Origin of the sequence: Limnohabitans rimovensis (SeqCode) (assembly GCF_965234775.1) — a bacterium.
In the GTDB taxonomy this organism is placed as follows: Bacteria; Pseudomonadota; Gammaproteobacteria; order Burkholderiales; family Burkholderiaceae_C; genus Limnohabitans; species Limnohabitans rimovensis.
On sequence record NZ_OZ248571.1, the window covers coordinates 61,906 to 84,001 of the forward strand.

Here is a 22,096-nt window from a genome sequence, read left to right on the forward strand (position 1 = left end):
GGGCGCTTCAGGGGATGACCAAAAACTTTTCCAAGCCCAGGTCTTCCAGCACCTTGTAGTGCTTGGCGTAATTCACCTGCACGGGCTTGCTGATGCCCACCGCGTCCAGCATTTTTCGGCCGGAATCGTCAAGCGTCAGGGATTCAAAGGCCTTGAAAAAACGCTCGCGCACGGCGGGCGAAACACTGGGGTGCGTCACCACAGGGTGGGGCTGGTAGCTGGCGGTTTCGTGCAGCACCCGAAGTTGTTGGCGAACCTCGGGCAACTCGCTGTCCAAGGTGTTGTTCACACCACCGCCACCGGCCACCTCGCCTTGGATGACCGTGCGGTAAACGTTGCTGTGCGTTTTGACAAACTGGGTTTGGGTATCGATCTTTTTCTTGGCCAACTCGGCGCGGATCAACAAAGTGGCCGCAAACGCATTCGGTGCCGGAAACGCCAAGGTCTTGCCTTGCAGGTCTTGCAGTTGTCGGGTGGGGCTGTCTTGGCGCACCACCAAAATGCCTTTGAGCATTTCATCGCCATCCGAGAGCAACGGCGCATAGCGTTGCTTTTTGTGCGCCATCACCGCGTGGTATGGATTGACAAACGCAAACGCCGGCTCTCCCTGCAGCAGTTTTTGCTCAAACTCGGGGATGGAGGGCGAGACGCGCAACTCAAAACACAAGCCACTGGCGGCGCCCACCCGCTGCAACAGCGGCGACCAACTGCCGTAAATCCGCGCAGCGGTGAATTGCGGCACCACATCAAAAACATGAACCCGCACGGCCTTGGCGTCGCCCAGGCAAGCGGCGCTGACGCTGGCACTCACCAGGCCCCACAAAACACCCAACACCCAAGCCTTGTACGGCCCGCAGCAAATCCGCATGATCACTCCACAGTAAAGGCCGTGATTATTGGGTGCGCACCGCCAAATCGGTGTGTCAATTTGGTTTTTTTGGGTGTGGATGCCCCGAGCCCGTTGGCTTTTAGAACGTTTGGGTGCTTTCACACATTTCTGGGCGGTGAGGCATGCTGGAAAAGCGCACCGACATGTGCCCTTCTACGCTGCGCATCTACATTGAAACGGTCAGACACCATCGACAGCTTTGCTTTGATTTTGCGGGGTTACGAACGTCTGCATATAGAGCATGAGGGGGCCACTTTGGATAGGAAGCTCGAAGCCAATGGGATGAATATGAGCTATTTAGAGTTAAATTAATACAATTTTGACGCTATAGTGCTTACACCGTATTTGCTTGTGTACTTGATCGAGCAAGCCGGTGGACTTAAAAGCAGGAGTGCGGGTTACATGGGGAATTCCTACATGAAAAGAGCAAATTTAACTGCAAGCCATGGCTCAAGAGGCTTGCGGGAATATCGACAACAGGATGAATCGACCTTGCCTGGCTGTATCAACCGTGTTTTGCGGTCTACATTACGTTAGCCGTCACATGCCCACACTTTCGCAGCGCCTGGAACTTCGCTACCCCGGCTCAGGGCTTCGGAGTGACTATCGCGCGGAGATACAGAGAGTCTGCGCGGCATTCCTGGCCAGCGGTCTGGCTGACTCGAAGTACGAGATCGAACTCACCGGCGAGTCCGACAGAAAGTTCTGGTCGTGCGTCTCTGAAGCGCTCATCTACGATCGTATCAAGGATCTTCCTCGCCCCGCGAGAATGAAGGTCGGTAAAGGCCCAGACTTCCTTCTTGCTGATGGCTCCAGACGAGTGTGGGTTGAGGTAGTCTGCCCTGAACCGATCGGGCTTCCACACGACTGGCTTGAGATCCAAACGAACCACGCCGGCTCGGTGCCGCATGAGGCGATTCTGCTTCGCTGGACAAGCGTAATCAAAGACAAGACCGAACAGCTCATCGGCAGCGCCGACGGCAGAGTGAAGGGCTATCTGCGAAGCGGTCTAGTGACGGAGGATGATGTCTATGTCATCGCCGTGAACGGTTGCAGGTTGCGGCACGGCCCCATCTCGGCACTTCACGGCATCAGCCAGTTTCCGTACGCGGTCGAAGCCGTCTTTCCCGTCGGCCCATTTCAGATCTGCATTGATAGAACCTCTTTCAAGAGCGTGGGCACCGGCTATCAAGAGCGATATCACATCCCGAAGCCGAATGGCGCGTCCGTTCCAACCCATGCGTTCCTTGATCCCCGCTACCAGGGCGTGAGTGCCATCTGGGCTGTCGACTTCAATGGCGGCACAGTATTCGGAAACCATGAGCCTTCCGCGCTTGTACACAACCCCATTGCGGCGCAGCCGCTACCGAAGGGCTTCCTTCCGGCTGACTCGGAGTTCATTGCTTCGCCAACTGGGGAAGGTGAATTCACCCTATCCCGCCTCACGACCGGTTAACTCGAACGTTAGATGGCGTAAACACACCCTAGTTGCCGTGCCAGCAAACATTGACCTTGCAAAGTACACCGCGGTCATCGTCTGGTGCGAGACCTTTGGGCAGTTCATAACGGCTGCCAAGTACAGGTAACCAAGACGTTGATGTTCTCTATTCCAACGCAAAGGCGTTGGGTCTTGAGATTGTCCAAGAGCCGAAGAACTGGTTTTACCGTCAATGCCGCCTCTTCATGGTCGACTCGAATGGCCGCCTGTTGCGTGGTGCGCATCATGTTAGACTGACCGTCATGATCAAGTCCTTCCAGCACAAGGGCCTTCGCAAGCTCTATGAGACGGGAAGTCTAGCGGGGGTGCAGGCAAGTCACGGAAAGCGTCTTCGCATGCAGTTGGCAGCTTTGGACACCGCTCAGACCATTGAGGATATGGACATTCCGGGCTTCCGACTGCACCCACTGAAAGGCGAGCTTCAGGGGCGTTGGTCGATCACCGTGAACGCAAATTGGCGTATGACATTTGAGTTCAAGGACGGAAACGCATACGTTTTAGATTATGAGGACTATCACTGATGGCCATGCACAATCCGCCGCACCCAGGCGAGTTCATCACCGGCGTTTATCTTGAACCGAACGGTATTAGCGGTAGAGAACTCGCCGTTAAATTAGATGTATCGGCGTCAACGCTTAGCAGAGTTCTAAAGGGATCTAGTCGTGTGACGCCAGAAATGGCCCTGCGCCTGTCTAAATCGGTAGGTCGTTCGCCAGAGAGCTGGCTCGCCATGCAAGATGCCTACGATCTTTGGCTAGCGCGCCAGAGCGTTAATTTGAAACGGGTTGGCAAGCTTCAACTGGCGGCGGCCTAACCCCAATAGCGCTGACCAACATTTGCCCAGCGCAAGCACACCACGCCTTGACTTCGATCCTGGCTCGCCTCAAACCCCCCTCGCCCTGTCCCCCTTAAACCTCGCCACAAAACCTGCAAAATCCCCCGCGTCCAGCGCATCGCGCAACTCTTGCATCAGGTTCAGGTAGTAGTGCAGGTTGTGGATGGTGGCCAGCATGGGGCCGAGCATTTCGCCGCAGCGGTCCAAGTGGTGCATATAGGCGCGGCTGAAACCTTCGCGGCCACCGTCGTTCCAGCTCACACCCGAGGTGCCCGCACACGCATGGCAGGTGCAGCTGGGGTCTATGGGTTGCGGGTCGGCTTTGTGGCGGGCGTTGCGCAGTTTCAAGTCGCCATAGCGGGTGAACAGCGTGCCGTTGCGGGCATTGCGGGTGGGCATCACGCAGTCAAACATGTCCACGCCGCAGCGCACGCCTTCGACCAAATCTTCCGGTGTGCCCACGCCCATCAGGTAGCGCGGCTTGTGGGCGGGCAAGCGGTGCGGGGTGTGCGCCATGATGTGCAGCATCTCGTCCTTGGGCTCGCCCACGCTCACACCGCCCACCGCGTAGCCGGGGAAGTCCATGGCCACCAGTTGTTCCAGCGACGCTTCGCGCAAGTTCTCGAACATGCCGCCTTGCACAATGCCAAACAAGGCGTTGGGGTTGTTCAGCTTTGCAAACTCGTCTTGCGAGCGACGGGCCCAGCGCAAGCTCATCTCCATGCTTTTGGCGGCCTCGGCTTCGGTGGTCAATTTGCCGTTGGTTTCGTAAGGCGTGCATTCATCAAGCTGCATGACGATGTCGCTGTTCAAGATGGTTTGGATTTGCATGCTCACCTCGGGTGACATGAACAGCTTGTCGCCGTTCACCGGTGACGCGAAATGCACGCCCTCTTCGGTGATTTTGCGCATCGCGCCCAGGCTCCACACCTGAAAGCCGCCACTGTCGGTGAGGATGGGTTTGTCCCATTTCTCAAACCCATGCAAGCCGCCAAAGCTTTGCATGATGTCCAGCCCCGGGCGCATCCACAGGTGAAAGGTGTTGCCCAAAATGATTTGCGCACCCATCTCTTTAAGGCTGCGCGGCATCACACCTTTGACCGTGCCGTAAGTGCCCACCGGCATGAAGATGGGCGTTTGCACCACGCCGTGGTTGAGGGTGAGGCGGCCACGGCGGGCCAGGCCTTCGGTTTTGAGCAGGTCGAATGTCAGCATGGGGGCAGTTTAAGTGGCGGCACGTTGAAGGAGCATCGCATCCCCATAACTGAAAAACCGGTAAGTCTTGCCAATGGCATGCCGATACAAGGCCTGCATCCGCTCAAAGCCTGCAAACGCCGCCACCAACATCAACAAGCTGGATTTGGGCAGGTGGAAGTTGGTGATCAACACATCCACCACTTTGAAATCAAAGCCCGGCGTGATGAAGATGTCGGTGTCGCCCTCGGCCAAGCCACTGCGAGCCCAGCTCTCCAAGGTGCGAACCGTGGTCGTGCCCACCGCCACCACCCGACCGCCTCGGGCTTGGCAATCGGCGATGGCTTGCAAGGTGGCTGGGGGAATGCTGTACCACTCGCTGTGCATGCGGTGTTCAGCGATGTTTTCGGTTTTCACCGGTGAAAACGTCCCCGCACCCACATGCAAGGTGACGCTGGCGCTCTCAACGCCCATGTCTTGCAAAGCGGCCAGCAGCGGCGCATCAAAGTGCAGCGCCGCCGTTGGTGCGGCCGCTGCCCCTGGGTTTTTGGCGAACACGGTTTGGTAACGCTGGGCGTCCTGCGCGTTCTGGCTGTGCTTGTCCCGCGCTATGTAGGGCGGCAGGGGAATGTGGCCATGGGCTTGCATCAGGGGCAGCGGCTCATCGCTCAAGCTGAACCGAAACAAGGGCCCATCTGCATCCGGCCATCGACTCAACAGCGTGGCTTGAAAAGCAACGCCAGAACCATCGCGGTTGAACATGCGCAGCACCGTGCCCACCGCCGGTTTTTTGCTGACCTTCATGTGCGCCACCACTTGGTGGGGTGGCTCGCCCTCCACAAAAGGCAAGACCCGCTCTACCAAGAGTTCCAGTTGACCGCCGCTGGCCTTTTCACCAAATAAACGCGCAGGCACCACCTGGGTGTCGTTGAACACCAGCAAGTCGCCTTTTTGCAGCAAGGCGGGGAGGTCTTTGAAGATGCGATCCGCCGGCACAGCGCCTCGGCCGTCGAGCAAGCGCGATGCGCTGCGCTCGGGCGCAGGGGTTTGGGCGATCAGTTCGGGGGGGAGGTGAAAGTCAAAGTCGCTCAATACAAATGAGCGTGGCGGCGTGTCGTGCATGGTCTTGAGGGCTGAACAGGCCCGTTCCAAGTAAATGAGGAGACAAATTGTGGCATGGGTCACAATTCAGGCCATGTGGATGGAAATGCTTTCTCTCGTTTTGCAACTGGTCACCGGCTTGGTGGGCGGCGCGTGTTTGATGCGCTTGTACATGCAGTGGCACCGAATTCCCCTGGCGGCCAGGGCGGGCAACCCCTTGGGGCCGTTCATTTTTGCCCTCACCAATTGGTTGGTGCTGCCTTTGCGGCGCGTGATGCCGTCCATCGGGCGGCTCGACACCGCCAGTTTGGTGGCCGCTTATTTGGTGGTGTTGGCCAAGATCGGACTGATGATTTGGCTGGGCATGGGCGGCGGCCTGTGGTGGATGGTGCTGTGGGTGGCCTTTTTGGATTTGTTGGCGCTGTGCCTGTCCGGCCTGTTTGGGCTGGTTTTGGTGCATGTGGTGCTGTCGTGGGTGCGCACCGATTCGGCCATGGCCGATTGGGTGGACCGCATGGTGCTGCCCTTGTTGTGGCCGCTGCGGCGCATCCTGCCCACCTTGGGCGGGATTGATTTATCGCCCCTGGTGTTGCTGTTGTTGATTCAATTGTGCGAAGTGGCCTTGCGTCACCTGCGCTACAGCGGTGGCTTTTGAGGCCAGGGGATGCCCACCGCGCCAACGCCAGCTGCTAAACCCCTGAGCGCCCCTCAAAAGGCCTTGCGCAAAATGGGTCTGGTTCGCGATGTGGACCTGGCCTTGCACCTGCCCTACCGCTACGAAGACGAAACCCGATTGGTCAAACTGGCCGATGCCCGTGATGGCGAGGTGGTGCAGTTTGAAGCCACGGTTCGCTCTTGTGAGGTGACATTCAGGCCGCGTCGACAGCTGGTCGCCGTGGTGGAAGATGGCGAAGAAATTTGCACCCTGCGCTTTTTTAACTTCTACCCCAATATGCAAAAGGCATTGGAAGTGGGGCGCCATGTTCGCTTGCGTGGCGAGGTGCGCGGTGGCTTCATGGGGCGCAGCTGCATGCACCCCGCCGTGCAAGCCGCCGGTGGCGACTTATCGACCGCGTTGACGCCGGTGTACCCGAGCACCGCCACCATGCCCCAGGCGTATTTGCGCAAGGCGGTGCAAGGTGGTTTGGCCCATGCATTGCGGCAGGGCGCTTTCAGCGAGACGATCCCCACAGGACAGGCGCCGGCCCATACCTGGCCATTGGCCCAAGCCTTGCAGTTTTTGCACCACCCCGCGCCCAATGTGTCGCTGACCCAACTGGATGACCGCAGCCACCCAGCCTGGCAAAGGCTCAAAGCCGAAGAGTTGTTGGCCCAGCAGTTGTCGCAATGGCAATCCAAGCGCGAGCGCGCGGCCTTGCGTGCCCCGCGTTTGCCCAAGGCACTGAACCAGGCTGGCGTGTTGACGGCCTTGGAAGCCGCATTGCCGTTTGCTTTGACCCAAGCCCAACACAGGGTGGTGGCTGAAATCTCCCAAGATTTGGAGCGCCCACAACCCATGCACCGTTTGCTGCAAGGCGATGTGGGCTCGGGCAAAACCGTGGTGGCAGCTCTTGCTGCCGCCCAGTGCATTGACGCTGGCTGGCAATGCGCCTTGATGGCACCCACGGAAATTTTGGCCGAGCAGCATTTTCGAAAATTGATTGGCTGGCTAGAACCGGTGCTCACGCCGTTGGGCTTGCAAGTGGCATGGCTGACCGGCAGCCAAAAGAAAAAAGAACGCGACGCGATGCTGGCTTTGGTGGCCAGTGGCCAAGCCGCGCTGGTGGTGGGCACCCATGCCGTGATTCAAGACAAGGTGCAGTTCAAAGCGCTGGCCTTGGCCATCATCGACGAGCAGCACCGTTTTGGCGTGGCCCAGCGCTTGGCCCTGCGGCAAAAGCTGTCGGACGAACAAACCAACCCCAGTGACGTCAGCATCAGCGAACATTCCCATAGCGACCCCACCCGCTCGCTCGCCCCGCGCGAGCCGCATTTGCTGATGATGAGCGCCACGCCCATCCCGCGCACCTTGGCCATGAGCTATTACGCCGACCTGGATGTGTCCACCATCGACGAGTTGCCGCCAGGTCGCACGCCCATCGTCACCAAGCTGGTGGCCGACACCCGCCGCGACGAGGTGATTGAGCGCATCCGTGTGCAGCTCACCGAGGGACGGCAAATTTACTGGGTCTGCCCCCTGATTGAAGAAAGCGAAGCCCTCGATTTGCGCAACGCCACCGACACCCACCAAGCCCTGTGCGAGGCGCTGCCCGGTGTGATGGTCGGTTTGCTGCATTCACGCATGGCGCAAGCCGAAAAGAAAGCGGTGATGTCGCTGTTTGTGCAAGGGCAGATGGGCGTGTTGGTCAGCACCACGGTGATCGAGGTGGGGGTGGACGTGCCCAATGCCTCGCTGATGGTGATTGAACACGCCGAACGCTTTGGCCTGAGCCAGTTGCACCAGCTGCGCGGACGGGTGGGGCGTGGTGCTGCGGCCTCAGCTTGCGTGTTGTTGTACAGCTTGGGCGAGCATGGCCGATTGAGCGACACCGCGCGTGAGCGCCTTCGCGCCATGGCCGAGACCAATGATGGCTTCGAGATTGCGCGGCGCGACCTCGACATCCGTGGGCCGGGTGAGTTTTTGGGTTCGCGCCAGTCGGGTGCGGCCATGCTGCGCTTTGCTGATGTGGCCACCGATGGCGACTTGTTGGATTGGGCCCGTGCCCTGGCGCCCCGCATGTTGGATCAACACCCCGAGATGGCGGCCACCCATGTGGCTCGCTGGTTGGGTGGAAAATCAGACTTTCTGAAAGCCTGAACCATGACCCTCACCGAGCTCAAATACATCGTGGCCGTGGCGCGGGAAAAACACTTTGGCCGCGCCGCCGATGCGTGTTTTGTGTCGCAACCCACTTTGTCGGTGGCGATCAAAAAGCTCGAAGAAGAGCTGGAAGTGAAAATTTTTGAGCGCAACGCCAATGAAGTGAGCGTCACCTCTCTGGGCGAAGAAATCGTGCGCCAGTCCCAAAGCGTGTTGGAGCAGGCAGCACAAATCAAAGAAATTGCCAAGCGCGGCAAAGACCCGTTGTCGGGCGCATTGAAGCTGGGTGTGATCTACACCATCGCCCCTTATTTGCTGCCCGAGTTGGTGCGACACACGATTGAAATGTCGCCGCAAATGCCGCTCATGCTGCAAGAAAACTTCACGGTGAAGTTGCTGGAAATGCTGCGCACCGGAGAGATTGACTGCGCCATCATGGCTGAGCCTTTTCCGGATGCTGGTTTGGCGGTGGCGCCTTTGTATGACGAACCTTTCATGGCCGCCGTGCCCAGCAACCACCCTTTGGCACAACAAACTTCCATCACGGCGCAGGCCTTGAAGTCGGAGACCATGCTGCTGTTGGGCAACGGACATTGTTTCCGTGACCATGTGCTCGAGGTGTGCCCAGAGTTCGCGCGCTTTTCCAGCCAGGCCGAGGGCATTCGCAAAAGCTTTGAGGGCTCGTCCCTGGAGACCATCAAGCACATGGTGGCGGCCGGCATGGGCGTGACCTTGGTGCCTCGATTGAGCGTGCCCAAAGAGGCGCTGCAAGCCAGCGCCAAGCGCAAAAAAAGCGCCGACAGTTATGTGCGCTACCTGCCCGTGGTAGACGGGGACGACGCACCGCCCACCCGGCGTGTGGTGTTGGCCTGGCGGCGCAGCTTCACCCGTTACGAAGCCATTGCAGCGCTGCGCAACGCCATTTACGCCAGCGATTTGCCGGGCGTTCAGCGCCTGACCTGAGGCTGATTGCCCTCGCCATGAACGACGCCACACCGCTTGAACCGCTGCGCCCACCCACGAAACTGGCGCTCTACCTTGACCTGATTCGCTTCAACCGCCCGGCGGGTTGGCTGTTGTTGTTGTGGCCATCGCTGTCGGCCTTGTGGATCGCCGCTGGCGGTTGGCCCGGTTGGCATTTGTTGGTGGTCTTTGTGGCCGGCACCGTGCTCATGCGCAGCGCCGGTTGCTGCGTCAACGATGTGGCCGACCGCGACTTTGACAAACATGTGAAGCGCACCGCCCAACGCCCTGTGACACGGGGTGCTGTCTCGGTGCGCGAGGCCTTGGCCGTGGGCGTTGTGCTGGCTTTGTGTGCGTTTGCCCTGGTGTGCACCACCAATGGGGTGACCATGGCTTGGTCGGTGGTGGCGCTGGGTGTGACCTTGGTCTACCCCTATGCCAAGCGTTTTGTGTCCATGCCCCAGGCGGTGTTGGGGGTGGCTTTTAGCTTTGGCATACCCATGGCATTTGCCGCGGTGCGCGGTGGCGAGCACACGTTGGCCGGTGTGTGGCATGCCGTGCCGCCCATGGCTTGGGGTTTGCTGCTCAGCAATTTGTTTTGGGTGTTGGCGTATGACACCGAATACGCCATGGTCGACCGCGATGATGACTTGCGCATTGGCATGAAAACCTCGGCCATCACCTTGGGCGATCGCGATGTGCCCATGGTGATGGGCTTTTATGCGGTGTACCTGTTGACCTGGGGGGGGTGGCTGGGGTCCTTGGGGCTGCACCCTGTGTGGATGGTGTTTTGGGGCGCGGCGGCGGCCCAAGCGGTTTGGCATTACCGGCTGATTCGAGGGCGCGAGCGCGATGATTGCTTCAAGGCTTTCCGCCTCAACCACTGGATGGCGGCCACGCTGTTTGCGGGCCTGGCCCTGGGTTTGGCGCTGAGCCCCTGAGACGCAGCCCATCACCCTGCTTGGGGACCGCCCAAACAAAAAGCCCCCAGCGGGGGCTTTTTGTTCAAGAAGCAAATCTCATGCGGCTTTGGCTTTTTTGGCCTTTTTCTTTTTCGCTTTTTTGGCTTTCTTTTCAGCCTTGGGGGCAGCACTGGTGTTGTTTGGTGTGGCGGTGGCAGGTGCCACAGCAGGGGCAGGCGCGACGGCTGGGGCAGCAGGCGCTGCGGGAGCCGCTTGCTGGGCCCAGTTCAAACTGGGCAGGGTCAACAAAATGGCGCTGGCCAGTGTCAAGAGGGGTTTTTTCATAGTTGGATCCCTTGGTTAAAAAAGAAGAATGATTCTCGCACGCGTGGCTCAAGCGCCAAATTCATCTCCCAAGGTTTTGGCGCGTGCGCAAGCGGCGTGCATGGCGCGCTCAAAAGCTTGGGCCACTTGGTCTTGCTCCATCGCGCTCAAGGCCGCGTGGGTGGTGCCGCCTTTGGAGGTGACGCGTTCGCGCAAGACGGCGGGTGCGTCTTGGCTGGCGCGGGCCAGCTCGGAGGCGCCGACAAAAGTGCCAATGGCCAGTTGCTGCGACTGTTCAGCACTCAAGCCCATGGACTGCCCAGCGCGCACCATCGCCTCGATGAAATAAAACACATAAGCCGGTCCTGAGCCCGACAGGGCGGTGACCGCATCGAGTTGGGACTCTTGGGCCAGCCACAAAAACGCCCCGGTGGAGCCCAGCACCTGTTGCACCCACTGTCGGTCTGCCTTCGTGACAGCTGCGCGGGGATATAAGCCGGTTTGGCCTAGGCCCACCAAAGCGGGTGTGTTGGGCATGGCGCGCACGATGCGTTCGCTGCCCAGCCACTGGGCGATGCTGTCCGAGCGAATGCCTGCAGCCACGCTCAGGTGCAAAGCACCTTTTAAAAATGGGCCGGCTTGGGCCGCTGCGGTTTTGAAGTGCTGCGGCTTGATCGCCCAAATGACATGGGTGGCTGTGCCCAGCGTGGCGTCGGGCGCGGCCAACACCTGGACGCCCATGCCTTGCTGCAAGGATTCGCGGATTGCGGCGTCAGGGTCGACCACACAAATTTGCTGGGGTGGGTGACCCTCACGCAGCAAACCGCCCAAAATCGCACTGGCCATGTTGCCCCCGCCAATGAAAACCAGCAAATCAGTGGCCAGGGGGGTGGTGCTTGTCATGGGGTGCCTATCTAAGGGGGGCAATTTAAAGCGGTATCTTAATAAGGACAAGGGTCAGAAAGGCTGCTTCCTGTGCGGCGCCCATAAATAATTTGACGCCACGCCAAAAACCATGGCATAATCTGCGGCTTCGCTTGATTTTCAAGCAAAGTATCTACCCCAACTGAGGCGCGGCAAGTGGTTTGCCACGCGGATGACGGGACCAAGACTGATCAAAGCGCTCAAGGCTGGCAACAGCCCCAAGCTTTGATACAAGTTGGGAAATATTGAAATGATCCAGACTGAATCTCGGTTAGAGGTCGCCGACAACACCGGCGCGAAGTCCGTTTTGTGCATCAAGGTGCTCGGCGGATCCAAGCGTCGCTATGCGAGTGTTGGCGACATCATCAAAGTGAGCATCAAAGAAGCCGCACCGCGTGGCCGCGTCAAAAAAGGCGAGGTTTACAGCGCTGTGGTGGTTCGCACTGCCAAGGGCATTCGCCGCAGTGACGGCTCACTTGTCAAGTTCGATGGCAACGCAGCTGTGTTGCTCAATGCTAAGTTGGAGCCCATTGGCACCCGCATCTTTGGCCCGGTCACGCGCGAACTGCGCACCGAGCGGTTCATGAAGATCGTGTCTTTGGCGCCTGAAGTTCTCTAAGGACGGGCCATGAACAAAATTCGCAAAGGCGACGAGGTGATCGTCATCACCGGTCGTGACAAAGGCAAGCGCGGCAAAGTGTCGGTGCGCAAAGATGAAACGCACCTGTTGATCGATGGTATCAATCTGGTCAAAAAGCACACCAAGCCCAACCCCATGGCGGGCACAACGGGTGGCATTGTGGAGAAGTCCATGGCCATTCATCAGTCCAATGTGGCCATTTACAACGCCGCCACCGGCAAGGCCGATCGGGTGGGCATCAAGGTGTTGGCCGACGGCACCAAAGTGCGCGTCTTCAAGTCCAGCGGCGAAGAAATCAAGGCGGCATGACCATGGCACGTTTGCAACAACACTATAGAGAAAAGCTGGTTCCCGAGCTGATCGCTAAATTTGGCTACAAGTCACCCATGCAGGTGCCGCGTTTGACCAAGATCACCTTGAACATGGGTGTCAGCGAGGCGGTGGCCGATAAAAAGGTCATGGAGCACGCGGTTTCCGACTTGACCAAAATTGCTGGCCAAAAGCCTGTGGTCACCAAGGCCAAAAAAGCCATCGCCGGTTTCAAGATCCGCGAAGAGCAAGCCATTGGCTGCATGGTCACCTTGCGTGGCGTGCGCATGTTTGAATTTTTGGACCGCTTTGTCACCGTGGCTCTGCCCCGCGTGCGCGACTTTCGGGGTATCTCCGGTCGCGCATTTGATGGCCGTGGCAACTACAACATTGGCGTCAAAGAACAAATCATCTTCCCTGAAATTGAGTACGACAAGGTAGATGCCTTGCGCGGTCTCAACATCAGCATCACCACGACAGCCAAGACCGACGAAGAGTGCAAGGCGCTCCTCGCAGGTTTCCGCTTCCCGTTCAAGAACTGAGGTACAACGTGGCTAAAGTAGCATTGATCGAACGCGAACTCAAGCGCGACAAACTGGTCGCCAAGTACGCTCAAAAATACGCCGAACTCAAGGCCATTGCGGGCAGCGCCAAGCACACAGAGCAAGAGCGTGCTGACGCGCGCCAGGCTTTGCAAAAACTGCCCCGCAACGCCAACCCCACACGTCAACGCAACCGCTGCGAAATCACCGGTCGCCCGCGTGGCACGTTCCGCCAATTTGGTCTGGGACGCGCCAAGATCCGTGAAATGGCTTTTGCAGGCCAGATTCCCGGCATCACCAAAGCCAGCTGGTAAACGGGCAGGAGATATTCAATATGAGCATGAGTGACCCCATCGCCGACTTGCTGACCCGCATTCGCAATGCGCAAATGGTGGCCAAGCCCACTGTGAGCGTGCCCTCTTCCAAAGTGAAGGTGGCGATTGCCCAGGTTCTCAAGGACGAAGGCTACATCGACGGCTTCCACGTCAAAACCGAAACGGGTAAAACCGAATTGGAAATCGCCCTGAAATATTACGCCGGTCGCCCAGTGATCGAGCGCATCGAGCGTGTCAGCCGCCCTGGCTTGCGCGTGTACAAAGGCAGCGGCGCCATTCCCCAGGTCATGAACGGATTGGGCGTGGCGATTGTCACCACCTCCAAAGGCGTGATGACCGATCGCAAAGCACGCGCCACCGGCATCGGTGGTGAAGTGCTGTGCTACGTGGCCTAAGCCCAAGGAGAAACAGACATGTCTCGAGTAGGAAAAATGCCTGTGGTTGTCCCCGCTGGAGTGGACGTGACCATTGCGCCTGAACAAATCAGTGTCAAGGGCACGGGTGGTCATTTGCACATCGCCAACAATGCCTTGGTCACCATCCAAAAGGATGCGGCCAACATTACTTTTTTGCCCGCCAATGAGTCGCGCGAAGCCAATGCGATGAGCGGCACCATGCGCCAGTTGGTCAACAACATGGTCATAGGTGTCACCAAAGGCTTTGAGAAAAAACTCAACCTGGTGGGTGTGGGTTACAAAGCAGCAGCCCAGGGTAGCAAGCTCAACTTGACGGTGGGTTTTTCTCACCCTGTTGATAAAGAAATGCCCGCTGGCATCAAGGTGGAAACACCGGCCCCCACAGAAATCATCATCAAAGGTGCTGACCGCCAACGCGTGGGTCAAATCGCCGCTGAGATCCGTGCCATTCGTCCGCCCGAGCCCTACAAAGGCAAAGGCATCCGTTATTCGGACGAAAAAATCACGATCAAAGAGACCAAGAAGAAATAAGGAACGGCAGCATGTTGACCAAAAAAGAGCAACGACTCCGCAGGGCCCGTCAAACCCGCATCCGCATTGCCAAGCAAGGCGTGGCGCGTTTGACTGTCAACCGCACCAATTTGCACATCTACGCCAGCGTCATTTCTGGCGACGGTGCCAAAGTGATCGCCACCGCCTCGACCGCAGAAGTCGAAGTGCGCCAGTCCTTGGGTGCATCGGGCAAGGGCGCTACGGCGGCCGCAGCCCAAATCATTGGCAAGCGCATCGCCGAAAAAGCGAAAGCTGCTGGCATTGACAAAGTGGCATTCGACCGCGCTGGCTTTGCTTTTCATGGTCGCGTCAAAGCGTTGGCCGATGCCGCTCGCGAAGCTGGCCTGCAGTTCTAAAGATCGGAATTCAACATGGCAAAAGTTCAAGCAAAAGTGCAAGACAGCGCCCGTGATGACGGCATGCGCGAAAAAATGATCGCGGTCAACCGCGTGACCAAAGTGGTCAAGGGCGGTCGAATTTTGGGTTTCGCCGCACTGACCGTGGTGGGCGATGGCGATGGCCGCGTTGGCATGGGCAAGGGCAAATCCAAAGAAGTGCCTCTGGCTGTGCAAAAGGCCATGGAAGAGGCGCGCCGCAATATGAACAAGGTGTCGTTGAAGAACGGCACCATCCACCACTTTGTGACCGGCCACCACGGTGCTGCCAGCGTCATGATGAACCCAGCCCCCAAGGGCACGGGCATCATTGCCGGCGGTCCCATGCGCGCGGTGTTCGAAGTGATGGGCATCACCGACATCGTGGCCAAGAGCCACGGGTCTTCCAACCCCTACAACATGGTTCGCGCCACGTTGGACGCTCTGCAACGTTGCACCACGGCTTCTGAAGTCGCGGCCAAGCGTGGCAAGTCGGTTGAAGACATCTTCGCTTGATACGGAGTCTCACATGACCGCCACAACCACCGTCAAAATCAAACTCGTGCGCAGCCCGATTGGCACCAAAGAGTCTCACCGCGCCACTGTGCGTGGCCTGGGCTTGCGCAAAATCAACAGCGTGAGCGAACTGCAGGACACCCCTGCAGTGCGTGGCATGATCAACAAGGTCAGCTATCTGATCGAAGTGCTTTAAAGGTTCAAGATGGAACTCAATACGATCAAACCAGCTGATGGCTCGCGCCCCAACCGCCGCCGCGTTGGACGCGGCATTGGCTCTGGCCTGGGTAAAACCGCTGGCCGTGGCCACAAAGGTCAAAAATCACGTTCAGGTGGCTACCACAAAGTGGGTTTTGAAGGCGGTCAAATGCCTTTGCAACGCCGCTTGCCTAAGCGCGGTTTCAAGTCGCGCACCTTGCGTTTCAACGACGAAGTGACTTTGACAGCCTTGGACCATTTGGGTTTGGACGAGGTCAACATGCTCACCCTCAAAACCGCCGGTTTGGTGGGCGAAATGGTGCGTGTGGTCAAGATCATCAAAACCGGCGAGATCAAACGCGCCGTCAAGCTCAATGGCATTGGTGCCACGGCTGGGGCCAAAGCCGCGATTGAAGCCGCTGGCGGCTCGGTGGCCTGACCTTCTTAAACAACGGAACCTGCCTTGGTCACTTCTGCATCGACATCCAAAAACGGCAACTACGGTGACCTGCGTCGCCGTTTGGTGTTTTTGTTGCTCGCGCTGGTCGTTTACCGGGTGGGTGCGCACATTCCTGTGCCTGGCATTGATCCAGGCCAATTGCAGCAGCTGTTCAATGGGCAGCAAGGCGGCATCCTGAGTTTGTTCAACATGTTCTCGGGTGGTGCCTTGTCGCGCTTCACCGTGTTCGCCCTGGGCATCATGCCCTACATCTCTGCTTCCATCATCATGCAATTGATGGCCTACGTGGTGCCCACGCTGGAGCAGTTGAAGAAAGAAGGCGAGTCCGGTCGTCGCAAAATCACCCAGTACACGCGCTATGGCACCTTGGGACTGGCCCTGTTTCAGTCCATGGGCATTGCCTTGGCGCTGGAGTCGTCAGCCGGTTTGGTGTTGGCGCCGGGTTTGGGCTTTCGCATCACCGCCATGGTCACCTTGACCGCTGGAACTATGTTCCTGATGTGGTTGGGTGAGCAAATCACCGAGCGCGGCTTGGGCAATGGCATCTCTATCCTGATCTTTGGCGGCATCGCCGCGGGCTTGCCTGGCGCCATCGGCGGACTGCTCGAGTTGGTGCGCACCGGTGCCATGAGCATTTTGGTGGCCATCTTCATTGTCGTCGTGGTCGGCTTGGTCACTTATTTCGTGGTGTTTGTCGAGCGCGGTCAGCGCAAGATTTTGGTCAATTATGCGCGTCGCCAAGTGGGCAACAAGGTGTATGGCGGTCAAGCCTCGCACCTGCCGCTCAAGCTGAACATGTCGGGTGTCATCCCCCCCATTTTTGCGTCGTCCATCATTTTGCTGCCGGCCACGGTGGTCAGCTGGTTCACCTCTGGCGACAGCATGCGCTGGCTAAAGGACATCGCTGGTGCTTTGTCGCCGGGTCAACCCATCTATGTGATGCTGTATGCCGGTGCGATTGTGTTTTTCTGCTTCTTCTACACCGCCTTGGTGTTCAACAGCCGTGAGACCGCAGACAACTTGAAGAAAAGCGGTGCATTCATTCCTGGCATTCGCCCGGGTGATCAAACCGCCAAGCACATCGACAAAATTTTGATCCGCCTGACTTTGGCTGGCGCGATCTACATCACCTTTGTGTGCTTGTTGCCTGAATTTTTGATATTGAAATACAACGTTCCTTTCTACTTCGGTGGCACGTCTTTGCTGATCATTGTGGTGGTCACCATGGACTTCATGGCCCAGGTGCAAAACTACCTGATGAGCCAGCAATACGAGTCGCTGTTGAAGAAGGCCAATTTCCGCACGAGCTTGGGTGGCTAAAGACGCATGTCCAAAGATGATGTGATCCAAATGCAGGGCGAGGTGGTTGAAAACCTGCCCAACGCCACATTTCGGGTGAAGTTAGAGAATGGCCACGTGGTTTTGGGTCACATTTCTGGAAAGATGCGCATGCACTACATCCGCATCCTGCCAGGAGACAAGGTGACAGTGGAATTGACGCCCTACGATTTGAGCAGGGCCAGGATTGTGTTCCGCGCCAAGTGAGGCGTGGGGCTGAGAAGGTTAAGCAAGTTGACAATGTGCCCGGATCAGAGTCCGGGCTTTTAGGAGAGTGAAATGAGGGTTTCGGCTTCGGTCAAGAAAATTTGCCGCAACTGCAAGATCATCCGGCGCAAGGGTGTGGTTCGTGTGATCTGTACAGATCCGCGCCACAAACAGCGCCAAGGTTGATGGACTGGGATTAAAGAGGACGCACATGGCACGTATCGCTGGTATCAATATTCCTCCGCACAAGCACGCTGAAGTGGGCTTGACGGCTATTTTCGGCATTGGCAGAACCCGCGCCCGCAAAATTTGCGTGGCGTGCGGTATTGACTATGCTAAAAAAATCAAAGATTTGACCGACCCTGAGTTGGAAAAAATCCGCGAGCAAATCAATGCGCTCACCATTGAAGGTGATCTGCGCCGCGAAACCACCATGAACATCAAGCGATTGATGGACATTGGTTGCTACCGTGGTTTCAGACATCGCCGTGGTCTGCCAATGCGCGGCCAGCGCACCCGCACCAATGCACGCACCCGCAAAGGTCCGCGCAAGGCCGCCCAAGCCCTGAAGAAATAATTAAGGCAACACCATGGCAAAAGCACCAGCAAACAACGCATCGCAGCGCGTGCGCAAGAAAGTTCGCAAGAATGTCGCGGACGGCATTGCCCACGTGCACGCATCTTTCAACAACACGATCATCACCATCACCGATCGCCAAGGCAACGCGTTGTCATGGGCGTCTTCGGGTGGCCAAGGCTTCAAGGGTTCGCGCAAGTCAACCCCGTTTGCAGCCCAGGTCGCATCCGAGGTGGCTGGTCGTGCGGCCATCGACCAGGGCATCAAAAACCTGGACGTCGAGATCAAAGGCCCTGGCCCTGGTCGCGAGTCGTCGGTGCGTGCTTTGGCGTCGTTGGGCATTCGCATCAACTCCATCTCTGATGTGACCCCGGTTCCGCACAACGGCTGCCGCCCTCAAAAGCGCCGCCGCATCTGATCCATTAACCCCAAGCCCACCGCCTGTGCTTTTCTGGCACAGGCTCCCCGTCCCCGTGGCGGGCAGTTGACATCAAAGGAAATCAAGTGGCACGTTACTTAGGCCCCAAGGCCAAACTATCCCGCCGAGAAGGCACTGACCTGTTTTTGAAGAGCGCGCGTCGTTCGATCAGTGACAAGGCCAAGTTCGACTCCAAACCCGGCCAACACGGCCGCACCTCTGGCCAGCGCACCTCTGACTTCGGTTTGCAGTTGCGTGAGAAGCAAAAAGTCAAGCGCATGTACGGCGTCTTGGAGCGCCAGTTCCGCCGCTACTTTGCAGAAGCCGACCGCCAAAAGGGCAACACCGGTGCGAACCTGCTGTTCATCTTGGAATCGCGTTTGGACAATGTGGTGTATCGCATGGGCTTTGGCTCCACACGTGCTGAGGCCCGTCAATTGGTTTCGCACAAAGCCATCACCATCAATGGCAAGTCAGTCAATATTCCTTCTTGCATGGTCAAGACCGGCGACGTGATCGCGGTGCGCGAAAAGTCGAAAAAGCAAAACCGTGTCGGCGAAGCGCTGCAGTTGGCACAACAAGTGGGCTTGCCGGCTTGGGTGGACGTCAACGCCGATAAGGCCGAGGGTGTCTTTAAAAAGGTGCCGGATCGCGACGAGTTCGCAGCCGACATCAATGAATCACTCATCGTCGAGTTGTATTCACGTTGATCGTGGTTGTTCATCAACCTTGTCGTTCCCAGGCCGACTGCGCAGCCTGTCTGGGTGAGAAATCCAGCCTTACCGGTGTAACGAACCGGGGGTATTGAGAGGAAGTCCGAATGCAGACGAATTTGTTGAAACCCAAAGCCATCCACGTTGAACCCATTGGGCACAACCGTGCCCGCGTCGTGCTCGAGCCGTTCGAGCGCGGCTATGGCCACACCCTGGGCAATGCCCTGCGCCGTGTGTTGTTGTCGTCGATGGTTGGCTATGCCGTGACCGAAGTGACCATCGCTGGTGTGGTCCATGAGTACTCCACCATTGACGGTGTCCAAGAAGATGTGGTCAACATCCTGTTGAACCTCAAAGGCGTGGTGTTCAAGTTGCACAACCGTGACGAAGTCACCCTGAGCCTGCGCAAAGAAGGCGAAGGCAAAGTCACCGCAGCAGACATCCAGACCCCGCACGATGTGGAAATCATCAACCCCGAGCACCTGATCGCCAATTTGTCGCAAGGCGGCAAGATTGACATCCAACTCAAAGTTGAAAAAGGCCGTGGTTACGTGCCCGGAACCGTGCGCCGCTATGGCGAAGAGCCCTCCAAGTCGATTGGCCGCATTGTGTTGGATGCATCTTTTGCGCCCATCAAGCGCGTGAGCTACAGCGTGGAAAACGCCCGCGTTGAGCAGCGCACTGACCTCGACCGTTTGGTCGTGGACATCGAAACCAATGGCGCCATCACCGCTGAAGACGCCGTGCGCGCATCGGCCAAGATTTTGGTGGAACAGTTGGCTGTTTTCGCCCAACTCGAGGGCAACGAGCTGGCCGCCTTCGACTCGCCCGCACCCCGTGGCGCGCAGCAGTTCGATCCGATTTTGCTGCGCCCCGTGGACGAGCTCGAACTCACCGTTCGCTCTGCCAACTGCCTGAAAGCCGAAAACATTTACTACATTGGCGACTTGATCCAGCGCACCGAAAACGAGCTGCTCAAGACCCCTAATTTGGGCCGCAAGTCCCTCAACGAAATCAAAGAAGTGTTGGCCTCGCGTGGCCTGACCTTGGGCATGAAGCTGGAAAGCTGGCCGCCCGCAGGTTTGGACAGCAAGCGCTGAGCCACACAGACATCCGTCCCCTGGCCGTACCTGATACGGCGGCCGGCAAAACAAGCTAGAAAGGATCCACCATGCGTCACGGACACGGACTTCGCAAACTCAACCGCACCAGCGAGCACCGCCTCGCCATGTTGCGCAACATGATGAACTCGCTGATCGCACATGAGGTCATCAAAACCACCGTGCCCAAAGCCAAAGAGCTGCGCCGTGTGGTTGAGCCCATGATCACCTTGGCCAAAGAGCCGACCCTGGCCAACAAGCGCTTGGCCTTCAACCGCTTGCGCGACCGCGACAGCGTGGTCAAGTTGTTTGCCGATTTGGGCCCGCGCTACAAAGCACGTCCCGGTGGCTACACCCGCATTTTGAAAATGGGTTACCGCGTGGGTGACAACGCACCCATGGCTTTGGTTGAATTGGTCGACCGCCCAGAAATAACTGTCAGCAGTGAACCAAACGCCGCTGAGTAAGATAGAATCACACCCTTGCCGCGCGATGGAGCAGCCTGGTAGCTCGTTGGGCTCATAACCCAAAGGTCGCAAGTTCAAATCTTGCTCGCGCAACCAAATTTTCAGTGGCATACATGCTGAAACCCAAACGCCCACTCTTGAGTGGGCGTTTTCTTTGGTGGAAATGAAACCATGCGCGACCCCGTTTTAAAAGCTTTGCAAACGCGTGCAGAACGCATCGACGTGGTGGTCAATGGTGTGCAGCAAACTTGGCATGTGTGGAACCGGTCGCACACTAAGCCGCTGGTGTTGCTGCACGGGGGCAGTGGCAGTTGGACGCATTGGGTGCGCAACATCGATGCCTTGTCCGAAGACCATGCCGTGTGGGCGATGGACTTGCCGGGCATGGGCGACTCAGCATTGCCGCCCGAGGCCAAAGACGCTGATGACATTGCCCCTTGGGTGGCGCAAGGCATGGCGCAACTATTGGGTGGACAAGCCATCCCCGTGATGGGCTTTTCCTTTGGCGGTTTGACGGCGGGTTTCGTGGCCGCCAGACACCCTGAACGCGTGTCACGCCTGCTGCTGGTGGGTGTGCCGGGATTGGGCCTGTTTGGGGACACATTGCCCCTGCGCGGTTTTTTGCCGAACATGGACCAAAGTCAACGCAACGCCGTTCATCATCACAACCTGATGAGCATCATGCTGGCCCATGAAGCATCGCTGATCGACCAAACCCTGGAGATTCAAGAGCGCAATGTGGTGCGCGATCGACTGCGCCGGCGCCGCATTGCACGCAGCACGGTGATGATGGAATTGCAAACCCAATGGCGCTGTCCCGTGCATGCCTTGTGGGGCGCGCTGGACGCCTTGTATCTGGAAAACTTATCGTCCGCACCCGAACGCTTGAACCAATGCAATCTGCGCGATTTGACCCTGCTGCCCGACACCGGCCATTGGGCCAATTATGAAAACGCCAAGGCATTCAATGACTGGGCGATTGCGCAACTGGCGTCACCCGCATGACGTGAGGCGCTGGCCAGGAGGGGGATGCAGTGTGCAGTGAGGCGTGCGATGAGCGAAGCCCCATCAAGGGGGTCAGGCCACCGGGTCGGGCAACACGGCGGTGACTTCAATCTCCACCAAAGCGCGTTCTTCCACCAAGCCACTCACCGCCACACAGGTCATGGCTGGGAAGTTGCGCCCCATCACCTCGCGGTACACCGGACCCAAGCCCTTGAGGGCCGCCACATACAAGTCGCGGCTGGTCACATACCAAGTCATGCGCACCATGTGCTCAGGGCCCGCGCCAGCGGCTTGCAACACCGCCAAAATGTTGCGCAAAGCTTGGCCAGTTTGCTGCAAAAAATCATCACTCTCAAATTGCTGCTGGGCGTTCCATCCCACCATGCCGCCGACATAAATTTGGGTGCCACGTGCGGCAATGCCGTTGGCATAGCCCTTGGGGCGCTCCCAGCCTTCGGGTTGAATCAATTGGTGCATA

Annotated in this window: 33 protein-coding genes and 1 tRNA gene; 28 read left to right on the forward strand and 6 right to left on the reverse strand. The window is 58.0% G+C overall.

Annotated elements, in window-relative coordinates; genetic code table 11:
- Positions 1-7 precede the first annotated feature (7 nt).
- Positions 8-868, reverse strand: a complete 861-nt coding sequence (locus AC8GFZ_RS16135) for a phosphate/phosphite/phosphonate ABC transporter substrate-binding protein (RefSeq protein ID WP_506645948.1) — start codon at positions 866-868, stop codon at positions 8-10.
- A 565-nt stretch (positions 869-1,433) separates the two neighbouring features.
- Here AC8GFZ_RS16135 and AC8GFZ_RS16140 point away from each other — a divergent pair.
- From AC8GFZ_RS16140 to AC8GFZ_RS16155, 4 genes are all read left to right on the forward strand, one after another.
- A complete protein-coding gene (locus AC8GFZ_RS16140) occupies positions 1,434-2,345 on the forward strand; it encodes a hypothetical protein (protein ID WP_506645949.1) in 912 nt (303 codons plus the stop codon).
- A gap of 37 nt (positions 2,346-2,382) precedes the next feature.
- Positions 2,383-2,475 carry a DM13 domain-containing protein gene (locus tag AC8GFZ_RS16145; RefSeq protein WP_506645950.1) on the forward strand — a complete coding sequence of 31 codons (93 nt, stop codon included), beginning with the start codon at positions 2,383-2,385 and terminating at the stop codon, positions 2,473-2,475.
- A gap of 154 nt (positions 2,476-2,629) precedes the next feature.
- Positions 2,630-2,908, forward strand: coding sequence for a type II toxin-antitoxin system RelE/ParE family toxin (locus AC8GFZ_RS16150; protein WP_506646043.1), 279 nt, complete (start codon positions 2,630-2,632; stop codon positions 2,906-2,908).
- Positions 2,908-3,201, forward strand: a complete 294-nt coding sequence (locus tag AC8GFZ_RS16155) for a HigA family addiction module antitoxin (RefSeq protein ID WP_506645951.1) — start codon at positions 2,908-2,910, stop codon at positions 3,199-3,201. The genes AC8GFZ_RS16150 and AC8GFZ_RS16155 overlap by 1 nt, the downstream gene beginning before the upstream one ends.
- A gap of 69 nt (positions 3,202-3,270) precedes the next feature.
- On the opposite strand, the gene tgt is transcribed toward AC8GFZ_RS16155, so the two are convergent.
- A complete protein-coding gene (tgt, locus tag AC8GFZ_RS16160; protein WP_506645952.1) occupies positions 3,271-4,437 on the reverse strand; it encodes a tRNA guanosine(34) transglycosylase Tgt in 1,167 nt (388 codons plus the stop codon).
- A 9-nt stretch (positions 4,438-4,446) separates the two neighbouring features.
- Positions 4,447-5,538, reverse strand: a complete 1,092-nt coding sequence (gene queA, locus AC8GFZ_RS16165; protein ID WP_506645953.1) for a tRNA preQ1(34) S-adenosylmethionine ribosyltransferase-isomerase QueA — start codon at positions 5,536-5,538, stop codon at positions 4,447-4,449.
- A 49-nt stretch (positions 5,539-5,587) separates the two neighbouring features.
- On the opposite strand from queA, the gene AC8GFZ_RS16170 reads away from it, so the two are divergent.
- The 4 genes from AC8GFZ_RS16170 to AC8GFZ_RS16185 are packed head-to-tail and all read left to right on the forward strand — an operon-like array spanning position 5,588 to position 10,242.
- The gene (locus AC8GFZ_RS16170) at positions 5,588-6,172 is read left to right on the forward strand and encodes a YggT family protein (protein WP_506645954.1); all 585 of its coding nucleotides are present in this window, start codon (positions 5,588-5,590) and stop codon (positions 6,170-6,172) included.
- Between the two features lie 9 nt (positions 6,173-6,181).
- On the forward strand, positions 6,182-8,335 hold the full coding sequence (recG, locus tag AC8GFZ_RS16175) for an ATP-dependent DNA helicase RecG (protein ID WP_506645955.1): 2,154 nt from the start codon (positions 6,182-6,184) through the stop codon (positions 8,333-8,335).
- 3 nt (positions 8,336-8,338) lie between these two features.
- A complete protein-coding gene (locus AC8GFZ_RS16180; RefSeq protein ID WP_506645956.1) occupies positions 8,339-9,301 on the forward strand; it encodes a hydrogen peroxide-inducible genes activator in 963 nt (320 codons plus the stop codon).
- A gap of 17 nt (positions 9,302-9,318) precedes the next feature.
- Positions 9,319-10,242: a 4-hydroxybenzoate octaprenyltransferase gene (locus AC8GFZ_RS16185; protein ID WP_506645957.1), complete on the forward strand. Its 924-nt coding sequence runs from the start codon at positions 9,319-9,321 to the stop codon at positions 10,240-10,242.
- A gap of 78 nt (positions 10,243-10,320) precedes the next feature.
- On the opposite strand, the gene AC8GFZ_RS16190 is transcribed toward AC8GFZ_RS16185, so the two are convergent.
- A complete protein-coding gene (locus tag AC8GFZ_RS16190) occupies positions 10,321-10,548 on the reverse strand; it encodes a hypothetical protein (RefSeq protein WP_506645958.1) in 228 nt (75 codons plus the stop codon).
- A gap of 48 nt (positions 10,549-10,596) precedes the next feature.
- On the reverse strand, positions 10,597-11,430 hold the full coding sequence (proC, locus tag AC8GFZ_RS16195; protein ID WP_506645959.1) for a pyrroline-5-carboxylate reductase: 834 nt from the start codon (positions 11,428-11,430) through the stop codon (positions 10,597-10,599).
- Positions 11,431-11,701: 271 nt separating this feature from the next.
- Here proC and rplN point away from each other — a divergent pair, with 271 nt between their 5' ends.
- From rplN to AC8GFZ_RS16295, 20 genes are all read left to right on the forward strand, one after another.
- Positions 11,702-12,070, forward strand: coding sequence for a 50S ribosomal protein L14 (rplN, locus tag AC8GFZ_RS16200; protein WP_395668090.1), 369 nt, complete (start codon positions 11,702-11,704; stop codon positions 12,068-12,070).
- A gap of 9 nt (positions 12,071-12,079) precedes the next feature.
- Positions 12,080-12,400 carry a 50S ribosomal protein L24 gene (gene rplX, locus AC8GFZ_RS16205; protein ID WP_506645960.1) on the forward strand — a complete coding sequence of 107 codons (321 nt, stop codon included), beginning with the start codon at positions 12,080-12,082 and terminating at the stop codon, positions 12,398-12,400.
- 2 nt (positions 12,401-12,402) lie between these two features.
- Entirely contained in the window at positions 12,403-12,942 is a 540-nt protein-coding gene (gene rplE / locus AC8GFZ_RS16210; protein WP_506645961.1) for a 50S ribosomal protein L5, read from the forward strand.
- Positions 12,943-12,950: 8 nt separating this feature from the next.
- Complete coding sequence (gene rpsN / locus AC8GFZ_RS16215; RefSeq protein ID WP_506645962.1) at positions 12,951-13,256, forward strand: 30S ribosomal protein S14; 306 nt, start codon at positions 12,951-12,953, stop codon at positions 13,254-13,256.
- 20 nt (positions 13,257-13,276) lie between these two features.
- The gene (rpsH, locus tag AC8GFZ_RS16220; protein WP_506645963.1) at positions 13,277-13,672 is read left to right on the forward strand and encodes a 30S ribosomal protein S8; all 396 of its coding nucleotides are present in this window, start codon (positions 13,277-13,279) and stop codon (positions 13,670-13,672) included.
- Between the two features lie 18 nt (positions 13,673-13,690).
- Complete coding sequence (gene rplF / locus AC8GFZ_RS16225; RefSeq protein ID WP_506645964.1) at positions 13,691-14,224, forward strand: 50S ribosomal protein L6; 534 nt, start codon at positions 13,691-13,693, stop codon at positions 14,222-14,224.
- 11 nt (positions 14,225-14,235) lie between these two features.
- Positions 14,236-14,601: a 50S ribosomal protein L18 gene (gene rplR / locus AC8GFZ_RS16230; protein WP_506645965.1), complete on the forward strand. Its 366-nt coding sequence runs from the start codon at positions 14,236-14,238 to the stop codon at positions 14,599-14,601.
- A 15-nt stretch (positions 14,602-14,616) separates the two neighbouring features.
- Positions 14,617-15,135, forward strand: coding sequence for a 30S ribosomal protein S5 (rpsE, locus tag AC8GFZ_RS16235; RefSeq protein WP_506645966.1), 519 nt, complete (start codon positions 14,617-14,619; stop codon positions 15,133-15,135).
- Positions 15,136-15,148: 13 nt separating this feature from the next.
- Positions 15,149-15,331 carry a 50S ribosomal protein L30 gene (gene rpmD, locus AC8GFZ_RS16240; RefSeq protein ID WP_506645967.1) on the forward strand — a complete coding sequence of 61 codons (183 nt, stop codon included), beginning with the start codon at positions 15,149-15,151 and terminating at the stop codon, positions 15,329-15,331.
- 9 nt (positions 15,332-15,340) lie between these two features.
- Positions 15,341-15,772 (forward strand): 50S ribosomal protein L15, encoded by a 432-nt coding sequence (rplO, locus tag AC8GFZ_RS16245; RefSeq protein ID WP_506645968.1) that lies wholly within the window; start codon positions 15,341-15,343, stop codon positions 15,770-15,772.
- Between the two features lie 24 nt (positions 15,773-15,796).
- Complete coding sequence (gene secY, locus AC8GFZ_RS16250; RefSeq protein WP_506645969.1) at positions 15,797-17,113, forward strand: preprotein translocase subunit SecY; 1,317 nt, start codon at positions 15,797-15,799, stop codon at positions 17,111-17,113.
- A gap of 6 nt (positions 17,114-17,119) precedes the next feature.
- Positions 17,120-17,338 carry a translation initiation factor IF-1 gene (gene infA, locus AC8GFZ_RS16255; RefSeq protein WP_007869286.1) on the forward strand — a complete coding sequence of 73 codons (219 nt, stop codon included), beginning with the start codon at positions 17,120-17,122 and terminating at the stop codon, positions 17,336-17,338.
- Between the two features lie 72 nt (positions 17,339-17,410).
- Positions 17,411-17,524, forward strand: coding sequence for a 50S ribosomal protein L36 (gene rpmJ, locus AC8GFZ_RS16260; protein ID WP_011481465.1), 114 nt, complete (start codon positions 17,411-17,413; stop codon positions 17,522-17,524).
- A 25-nt stretch (positions 17,525-17,549) separates the two neighbouring features.
- Positions 17,550-17,915 carry a 30S ribosomal protein S13 gene (rpsM, locus tag AC8GFZ_RS16265; RefSeq protein WP_506645970.1) on the forward strand — a complete coding sequence of 122 codons (366 nt, stop codon included), beginning with the start codon at positions 17,550-17,552 and terminating at the stop codon, positions 17,913-17,915.
- A gap of 13 nt (positions 17,916-17,928) precedes the next feature.
- Positions 17,929-18,333, forward strand: coding sequence for a 30S ribosomal protein S11 (rpsK, locus tag AC8GFZ_RS16270; RefSeq protein ID WP_506645971.1), 405 nt, complete (start codon positions 17,929-17,931; stop codon positions 18,331-18,333).
- An 86-nt stretch (positions 18,334-18,419) separates the two neighbouring features.
- On the forward strand, positions 18,420-19,043 hold the full coding sequence (gene rpsD / locus AC8GFZ_RS16275) for a 30S ribosomal protein S4 (protein ID WP_506645972.1): 624 nt from the start codon (positions 18,420-18,422) through the stop codon (positions 19,041-19,043).
- 110 nt (positions 19,044-19,153) lie between these two features.
- Entirely contained in the window at positions 19,154-20,146 is a 993-nt protein-coding gene (locus AC8GFZ_RS16280; RefSeq protein ID WP_506645973.1) for a DNA-directed RNA polymerase subunit alpha, read from the forward strand.
- 71 nt (positions 20,147-20,217) lie between these two features.
- Entirely contained in the window at positions 20,218-20,613 is a 396-nt protein-coding gene (gene rplQ / locus AC8GFZ_RS16285) for a 50S ribosomal protein L17 (RefSeq protein WP_506645974.1), read from the forward strand.
- A gap of 19 nt (positions 20,614-20,632) precedes the next feature.
- Positions 20,633-20,709, forward strand: a tRNA-Met gene (locus tag AC8GFZ_RS16290).
- A 75-nt stretch (positions 20,710-20,784) separates the two neighbouring features.
- Positions 20,785-21,618 (forward strand): alpha/beta fold hydrolase, encoded by an 834-nt coding sequence (locus AC8GFZ_RS16295; protein WP_506645975.1) that lies wholly within the window; start codon positions 20,785-20,787, stop codon positions 21,616-21,618.
- Between the two features lie 72 nt (positions 21,619-21,690).
- On the opposite strand, the gene AC8GFZ_RS16300 is transcribed toward AC8GFZ_RS16295, so the two are convergent.
- Positions 21,691-22,095, reverse strand: a complete 405-nt coding sequence (locus AC8GFZ_RS16300) for a RidA family protein (RefSeq protein WP_506645976.1) — start codon at positions 22,093-22,095, stop codon at positions 21,691-21,693.
- Between the last annotated feature and the right edge of the window lies 1 nt (position 22,096).